Genomic DNA, 1,044 nt, shown 5'->3' on the forward strand with positions numbered 1-1,044 from the left:
ATAATAAATGAAAATATGAATACAAATGTTTTTATAGAATATGGATTTTATTTAGAAGGAATTATAAATGATAGTAGATTAATAGATGGTATAAAAACTAGTGAATTTTTATTTGGATTAGACATAGATACTTTTAGGAAAGCTAATTTATATAAAGAATTAAGTATAGAAGGGAAAAATATAAGCTTAAAGCTATTAACGCCTATAAATGCACAAGAATTATTAGATTATTATATAAGAAATGAAAGGCATCTAAAAAACTATGAACCCACACGAGATAAAACTTTTTATACTTTAAAAGGGCAAAGGGATTTATTAATGGATTCATATAAACAATATTTAAATGGAAATAGCTTAGAATTTGGTATATATAAAGATGAAAAATTTATAGGTAAAATAAAGATATCAAATATAATAATGGGCATATTTAAAAATTGCATTGTAGGATATTCAATAGACAAAAATTTCCAAGGAAATGGATATATGAAGGAAGCACTTAAATTATTGATAGATTATACATTTAATGAAATTGATATACATAGAATAGAAGCTTCAACCTTAATAGATAATATTAGATCTCAAAAAGTATTGGAAGCTTGCGGATTCAAAAAGCTAGGTATAAATGAAAAATACTTATATATAGATGGAAAATGGCAGGATCATGTTACTTATTATATAGTAAATAATAATATATAAATAAACTATGCTAGGCGTATCATATATAGTTATTTTTAGTTAATTAGAGTATTTAAAAGAAAAGTTAGATTTAAATTTATATAAAGGAATGTTCAACATTAAACAGCCACAATATATATGATATAATAACAACTGTTCTTTGGTTCTGAAAATTAAAAGAAACAAAGATAGTTGTTATTTTTCAGTTATGATAAATACAACAAAAACAAATTTGAAAAAAGTTCTTGACAAAGAACAACAAATTTGATAAGATATAAAAGTCGCTGAGGCGATGTGGTCTTTGAAAATTAAACAGAGAATTAACAAGAAACATTCTTGTAACAGCCAGTAAGATAAGGTAATAAACCT

Annotated in this window: 1 protein-coding gene; it reads left to right on the forward strand. The window is 23.5% G+C overall.

Annotated features, from left to right (window positions below):
* Positions 1-696: GNAT family N-acetyltransferase (locus ACYUEW_RS18945; protein ID WP_460277706.1), on the forward strand; the 696-nt coding region annotated here is incomplete at its 5' end.
* Between the last annotated feature and the right edge of the window lie 348 nt (positions 697-1,044).

It is taken from the genome of Clostridium sp. CTA-1 (assembly GCF_054768215.1).